Source organism: Oleiphilus sp. HI0079 (genome assembly GCF_001635105.1).
On sequence record NZ_LWFT01000795.1, the window covers coordinates 1 to 6019 of the forward strand.

Annotated in this window: 8 protein-coding genes; all 8 read right to left on the reverse strand. The window is 48.1% G+C overall.

Annotated elements, in window-relative coordinates; all coding sequences use genetic code 11:
- Nucleotides 1-442: type II secretion system protein GspL (locus tag A3750_RS14885; RefSeq protein WP_231871839.1), on the reverse strand; the 442-nt coding region annotated here is incomplete at its 3' end.
- A gap of 150 nt (nt 443-592) precedes the next feature.
- A complete protein-coding gene (gene gspK, locus A3750_RS14890; protein WP_082863172.1) occupies nt 593-1594 on the reverse strand; it encodes a type II secretion system minor pseudopilin GspK in 1002 nt (333 codons plus the stop codon).
- Nucleotides 1591-2376 carry a type II secretion system minor pseudopilin GspJ gene (gene gspJ / locus A3750_RS14895; RefSeq protein ID WP_068520250.1) on the reverse strand — a complete coding sequence of 262 codons (786 nt, stop codon included), beginning with the start codon at nt 2374-2376 and terminating at the stop codon, nt 1591-1593. Before gspJ ends, gspK begins: the two co-directional genes overlap by 4 nt.
- A 14-nt stretch (nt 2377-2390) precedes the next feature.
- A complete protein-coding gene (gspI, locus tag A3750_RS14900; RefSeq protein WP_068455597.1) occupies nt 2391-2780 on the reverse strand; it encodes a type II secretion system minor pseudopilin GspI in 390 nt (129 codons plus the stop codon).
- Nucleotides 2777-3340 (reverse strand): type II secretion system minor pseudopilin GspH, encoded by a 564-nt coding sequence (gene gspH / locus A3750_RS14905; protein ID WP_068464227.1) that lies wholly within the window; start codon nt 3338-3340, stop codon nt 2777-2779. Before gspH ends, gspI begins: the two co-directional genes overlap by 4 nt.
- 47 nt (nt 3341-3387) lie before the next feature.
- Nucleotides 3388-3837 (reverse strand): type II secretion system major pseudopilin GspG, encoded by a 450-nt coding sequence (gspG, locus tag A3750_RS14910; RefSeq protein WP_068452308.1) that lies wholly within the window; start codon nt 3835-3837, stop codon nt 3388-3390.
- Nucleotides 3838-3864: 27 nt separating this feature from the next.
- Nucleotides 3865-5076, reverse strand: coding sequence for a type II secretion system inner membrane protein GspF (gene gspF, locus A3750_RS14915; protein ID WP_068452309.1), 1212 nt, complete (start codon nt 5074-5076; stop codon nt 3865-3867).
- Nucleotides 5077-5078: 2 nt separating this feature from the next.
- Nucleotides 5079-6019: GspE/PulE family protein (locus A3750_RS14920; RefSeq protein ID WP_197475059.1), on the reverse strand; the 941-nt coding region annotated here is incomplete at its 5' end.

Consider the following 6019-nt stretch of genomic DNA (forward strand, 5'->3'; position numbering starts at 1 on the left):
GATCCGAGTCGACATGCGCAGCATTGAGGGTTATCTCAGGTTTAGCTTCAAGTACATCATCATAAAACCCAAGTAAAAGCGCCTTCTCAATACAGTGGACATCTACACCGCCTTTGCTTGAGCCTTTTGATGTTGCGAAATGCAGAAGCTCAATGTCGGTAGCTACCTTATCCTCTACCGCAAAAGCAAGCGCTTGCTGTAAAAATCTTGCACTTTTACCGGGCACGCTAACACGAGTGAAAAAACTGAGATTTCCGGGCCAAACCAAGACAGCTTTGACGCTATCGGCCCCGTTCTGCATCAATATTTGTTGAATTTCGTCTAATGCAGACGATCGACCACCCGACACCTTGAGACCTTTCAAATCATATAGGACCCAGTCGTACTGGCTTTGGTTTGCATTGTATGGCTCGTTCGGCAGGAGAAACAATTTATGTGGCATTTTTTTCTAACTCAACCATCTTATTATTTGGTCTTTTAAGTCTGTTTGCTCCGTCATCATAGCCCAACAGGCTAAGGTAACGTAAGCCATTATTTATCCCGAAACTCAGACACGCATATTGCGGGTAATATTGCGAGTAACAATAGTTAGTCATACGCCTGACTTCGTTATTAAGTACTTTTGCCCTTGATCACGCTGTAACAAGGTTACACTACCATCCTCTTTGGCGCGATAAAGAATTGAGCGCAGACGAACCTTACGATCAGATAGAGTAATCCTGGTTGCCAGCTCATAAAAATTAGACGCCACATCAAGATACGTAGTATCGAGTTTCAATCCTTTAAGCAGCGGCTCCGCAGCAAACTCTTGAATACTTTTCCAAGGGGATTCCTTCGCCTTGGATGCGAGCTCTTCCGCTACATTGTCCGGCAGATTTTCAACCAAAGACTGAAGTACTTCAGCACTCGCTGTATTGACGTTTATATGCGCCAAGCCTTGTGGCAGCGTAGTAACGAAAGGAAGCAGCGCTTCGTACGATTCACGATCAACCCCCTCAATCAACATCAACTCGCTAGGATGACTAAAGACCTGTCCGCCAGTCCGATAAGGTGGTTCGAGTGAAAGATACTCTCCATCTTCAACGCCCTCTATACCTGTCGCATCCTGGTTCTCATCGATCCAATCTTGAATTCGCTCAAGCTTGACATCATCCAAAGCGAGTCGGTCTAGCAGACGTTTGAAACGCTCTGACATTATGGGATTTGGTATACCATCAACGTAAACCAAATCGTTGAGATTAATCCGCCCATGGAGATCGTTGAATTGGGCTTCAAGAAGTGCATCATCAACAGGCAAGAACAAAGCATTCTCGACCTGCTCTAAGTCATCTACAAATTCATTGTTCTTTTTATCTTCACGCCAATCTTCCAACAGAAGTCTACGAGCATAAGTCTCTGAACCGAGCGCGTATTGATACGCCTGCGCGTTGGTGACCAAGCTTCCTGCCGTATAAATAAACAGCTTTTGTCTTTTGTAAATACCCGCAGCAAGTATTGATACCAAAGCAAAAACAAGGATAACGAGCATTAAGGCTACGCCGCTTTGACGCGCGCGACCAGAATACGACGAAGGCATGGAACGCGCGATTGTCATCTCTCTCCTCCCGTCTCTGTAATATTCTGAAATTGATTGGCGCTCGAACTGGAGTCACCACCCTGCGTTGCCTGCTCGTCGGTCTCTCCATTCTCTTGACCTGAACTGTCTTGCCCACCACTCGCTTGAATCAAAGTGTTCTCAAGATAACTAGCCTGCTCAAAGTAACGCGTAATAAGACCATAACGCGGATGCTCCAGCTCAACGCGCACAGCCTTAGGCAGCAAAGCGTATCGCGTCATTCTATCCCGGGATTCACCATCGGAAGCATTATCAAGAGGAGGCCATTCATCAATCCACGCATCACTATCATTCAGGTAAGCGATCTCAAAGCGCTCTACCCCCTCTAACAGACGGCGTGTTGTTGGCTCTGAGTCCTGCGCGCGATCAAGCACCTTCCAGTGGTGCCGCAACAGCTCACCATCTGTTAGCTCGTAAGCAACTCGCTGTAGTTCTGACCGTTTTTGTTGCAGTGGGTTGCGCCAGCCAGCGCGCGTAAGTTCAACGGTATAAAAATCTTCACCATCTTTTATCGCGGCCTGATAATCTCCAAACTCGTCCCGAATAGCCCTAGGTAACACCTGAGAAAAATCGCGCTCTATTGACAATTGTGCTCGCTGAAGAGCAGATAAGGCTTGCAAGCTTTCCTGCCCCAACTCGTAAGTCCGAATTGCACTATTCAGTAACTGCCATGACCCTAAGCCGATAAGGGCGGTAATAGCGATCGCTATCAATACTTCAAGCAGGGTAAACCCATGATACCGGTCAAGCCTTTTCGGCATGCACAAGCCCGACATCAGTAACGACCCACAAATCCGGTTAGAGAACGAATCTGCCTCGGCTCATCAAATTCTTCCTCGATCAACGAAACTTGTACCTCTACCCGATGTATATCCGGATTCTCCGTCTTTTGAACAAGCGTAACGACTTGCCAGTCATTAACACCAAATTCGATATCTTCCTTATACTGTTTGGGAGACGGAAGGCCCTCCGCCAAGCGAAGTTCAGTGAGCTTATTTTCGGCAATCCATGTTGCATAGCTATTGGCTCGCGCCTTGAGCACGTTGCTCATTGAAGATGCTGTGACATCCTGCAAAACAACACCTATGAGCGAGAAAAAGATAAGTGCGATGAGCACTTCCAACAAAGTAAAACCGCGATCAAATGGCTGATTTAAGCACTTCATCCATCCGCCTTTCGAGCTTCGACATGAGGCAATACGATCTCGCCATACTCGTTAAGTACAATCTCTCGATAGACGTCAGAGTCGTCCCGCTTCCCTAGAACCAAGCGAAAGCTTGTCACTTCGCCACTGGAAAGAAACATAAAGTCAGGCTTAAGGCTTGAGGTGTCATCACCATACTCTCGGTCTTCATCCTTAGGCTTTGAAGGCAGCTCAACCTCTTCGCCTTCGCGCTCAAATTCGATAAACATCCATTCGGGCAGCTCGTTGGCTTGCAAAATAGTGCTTGAAGCCGTTTGCCAAGACTGCGCATCCTCGTCGTAGGTAATAAAGCTATACCCCTCTTCGAAAATCTGCATACCAATCTCGGTATTGGTGAATACTGCCTCATTGGCAGCCGTGCGAAGCAATGCATGCAGGCGATTGGTTTCGATTTCGAGCTCTCTTGTTTGATTTCCGCCGATTGACGTTGTTGCAAGGCTCGTTAACAAACCAAGCAATACCATCACGACGAGCAGCTCTATAAGCGTGAAGCCAAACTGACTCAATCGTGCAGAACGCATGATGTTGCTCCTCAAAGGGCCACCGACAAGATGAGCGCTAGATAAAACTAGTTAAGATCATGAACACTAATGTCCGCACCCTCTTCGTCGCCGCCTTCGCGCTGATCAGGACCGAAAGAATACAAATCATAAGGGCCTTCAGAGCCTGGGCTGACATATTGGTATTCAACGCCCCAAGGGTCTTTAGGCACGCTTGGCAAATAACCACCCTTATTCCAGTTTTTAGCTTCGGGCGAACCGGAGGGCTTGGAGACTAAGGCCTCTAACCCTTGTTCTGTGCTGGGATAATTAAAATTATCGAGTTTGTACAAATCAAGCGCACTGGAAATATTCCTAAGTTGCGTTTTCGCAACGCCGATTCTCGCTTCTTCGCCACGCCCTAGAATGTTTGGCGCAACTACAGCCACTAACAATCCCAAAATCACCATCACTACCATTATTTCGATTAGCGTAAAGCCAGACTGCTTAGAGGACTGATTCAACGATCGCATTTCCATACCTATACCTTATTTAAACTTCTATTTTTAACCGACCAAATTACTCATACCAAGTATTGGCAACATAATAGCGAGCACGATCACCAAAACGACCGCCCCCATAAACAGCAGCATAAGAGGTTCGAATAGCCCAACGATTGTCTCAATTAACGCGGCTAAATCGCTCTCCTGATGCGACGAAGTTCGTTCCAACATTTGATCCAGCTCACCGCTAGATTCTCCACTTGCAATCATGTGTACCATCATTGGTGGAAAGTAACCGGTATTGTCTAGCGCCTTGTGGAGACTGGCGCCCTCACTAACTTGTTGAGCGGCAACCTGTAAAGATCCTTTTAGGCAGTCGTTACCGAGCACCTCAGAGCTAATTTTCATCGCCTCGACCAGAGGGACGCCAGAGCTCGTAAGAATGCTTAGTGTGCTTGCAAATTGCGCGGTATTTGTGCCGCGGCTAAGCTTTTTAACAAAAGGCATCATGAGTAACTGTTTATGCCAAGCAAAACGAAAACTTTTCTTGCGCAGCATGTAACGAAAGACGACAAATGCAAGAAACATCAACACCGCAAGCGCCCCACCCCAAGCTGCGAGGAAATCGCTAACATTAAGCAGCCCCTGGGTTAGCGGTGGCAAGGCCTGACCATTGTTGATGAACACTTCAATAATATCGGGAACAACATAGGTGAGTAGGAACACCACAATGGCAATGGCGACGACAGAGAGGATAATTGGGTAGATCGCAGCGAGCTGTATTTTTTGCCGCGCAGCTTGTCGACTCTCGGTGTAATCCGCTAAACGATTCAGCACCAGGTCTAAATGTCCCGCAGCTTCACCCGCCGCAACAGTTGAACGATAGAGTTTAGGAAAAGCGCCCGGATACTCTGCAAGACTGTCAGCCAGCGTAAAGCCTTCCATCACTTTTGACCGAATGGCCAAAATCATACTCCGTATCGCCGGCTTTTCGCTTTGCGACGCTACTGCTGTGAGCGTTTCCTCAATCGGTATACCGCTCTGAACGAGTGTCGCAATCTGCCTTGTTATTAAGGCGAGATCCCGAACGCTCAAGCCCTTGCGACGCACCAGCAACCCGTTCGAACCCTTTTTCTCAACAGCTTGATTAGCCTCAAGCGGCATCCAGCCCTTGTCGCGCAGCAATTGCCTTACTTGACGCGCAGAATCCGCCTCAAGCACACCTTTTTGCTTACGGCCACGCTGGTCTAAAGCGACATAATCAAAAGCAGCCATAGTTATCCTTTATGGGTAACGCGCAGCAATTCATTCACGGTCGTTATGCCGCTAAGCACCTTACGAACGCCGTCATCAAAAATCCCCGGCGACTGTTCGCGCGCAAGCTGCTCGAGCTGTTGTTCACCCGCGCGATCATGAATAAGCGCTCTTAATTTCGCTTCTATCTCGACCACTTCGTAGATACCCATTCGGCCGTTGTAACCAAGATGGTTACACTCAGAGCAGCCCTTGGCCTTATAAAGCGTCGGAGCCGCTGCAGGATCGACACCCAGCAAACGCGCCACACCTTCATCTGCCTCATAAGGCTCTTTGCATTGTTCACACAAAACACGAACAAGGCGCTGAGCAATAATTCCAACGAGACTACTACTAATCAGGAACGGTTCGACCCCCATGTCCATCAACCGAGTAATCGAGCCAACGGCCGTATTTGTGTGTAACGTTGATAAAACGAGGTGGCCCGTCAAACTCGCCTGCACTGCAATTTCTGCCGTCTCTAGATCACGGATTTCACCAATCATCACGACATCTGGATCTTGCCGCAATATAGCGCGAAGACCTCTCGCGAAGGTCATATCAACCTTTGTATTGACTTGTGTTTGCCCAATGCCTGGAAGGTTGTACTCAATAGGATCTTCAACGGTAAGGATATTGCGAGAGCGGTCGTTTATCTCAGAAAGCCCCGCATAGAGCGTAGTGGTTTTACCAGACCCTGTCGGACCCGTGACAAGCATAATGCCATGCGGTTGGGCGAGTATGCTCTTTAGCGCATTCAAATCTCGATCAGTCATACCCAAATGATCCAGCCGCAGCCGTCCCGCATTTTTGTCGAGCAGCCTAAGTACGATGCGCTCTCCATTTGCCGAAGGCATTGTCGAAACACGAATATCCACCTCACGACCACCAACGCGCAGTGAAATACGACCATCTTGGGGGATTC

Bases quoted from the DNA above. Each gene is read 5' to 3' on its own strand.
- gspH (WP_068464227.1), bottom strand. From the start codon at position 3,340: ATGCGTTCTGCACGATTGAGTCAGTTTGGCTTCACGCTTATAGAGCTG.
- gspG (WP_068452308.1), bottom strand. From the start codon at position 3,837: ATGGAAATGCGATCGTTGAATCAGTCCTCTAAGCAGTCTGGCTTTACG.
- gspK (WP_082863172.1), bottom strand. From the start codon at position 1,594: ATGACAATCGCGCGTTCCATGCCTTCGTCGTATTCTGGTCGCGCGCGT.
- gspJ (WP_068520250.1), bottom strand. From the start codon at position 2,376: ATGCCGAAAAGGCTTGACCGGTATCATGGGTTTACCCTGCTTGAAGTA.
- gspI (WP_068455597.1), bottom strand. From the start codon at position 2,780: ATGAAGTGCTTAAATCAGCCATTTGATCGCGGTTTTACTTTGTTGGAA.
- gspF (WP_068452309.1), bottom strand. From the start codon at position 5,076: ATGGCTGCTTTTGATTATGTCGCTTTAGACCAGCGTGGCCGTAAGCAA.